The following is a 571-nucleotide window of genomic DNA, read 5'->3' on the forward strand; positions in this document are numbered from 1 at the left end:
GGCGCGACGACGTGCTGCGCGCCTACGTGTCGATGGGGCGGATCACGGCGGAACGCGCCCTGGAACGCGGCACGCTGGACAGCACCGCCCACGCGGCCGTGCTCCAGGCTCTGGGCCCGGCCGACCACGTGCTCCCGACCGTCACGGACGAGATCGCCGATCTCGATCTCCCCGGCGAATCCCCTGTCGCGGCCGACACCGAGGCCGACACCGAGGCCGACACCGAGGCCGACACCGAGGCCGATACCGAGGCCGGGTCCGGTGCGGGGTCGGCACCCGTGGTGGTCGCGGACCCGGTGGAGGTCCGCGCACTCCTGCGCGAGCGCGCTCAGGCCGCTGGTCCCGAGGGCACCGTGGGTCTGGTCCCGACCATGGGCGCCCTCCACGACGGCCACTCGCACCTGGTCGAACAGGCCAGGGCCGAGAACGACGTCCTCGCGGTGTCGATCTTCCTGAATCCGCTGCAGTTCGGCCCCACGGAGGACCTTTCGCGCTACCCGGCTGATCTCGACGGGGACCTCGCGCGCCTCACGGACCTGGGCGTGGACATCGTGTTTGCACCGGGCGGCGA

At 72.7% G+C, this 571-nt stretch carries 1 protein-coding gene; it reads left to right on the forward strand.

Features of this window, described 5'->3' with window-relative positions; translation table 11 throughout:
- Positions 1-571 (forward strand): pantoate--beta-alanine ligase (locus GTW58_RS13745; RefSeq protein ID WP_425338854.1); only part of this gene is annotated, 571 nt, incomplete at both ends.

The organism is Kocuria subflava, from assembly GCF_012163155.1.
Taxonomy (GTDB): domain Bacteria; phylum Actinomycetota; class Actinomycetes; order Actinomycetales; family Micrococcaceae; genus Kocuria; species Kocuria subflava.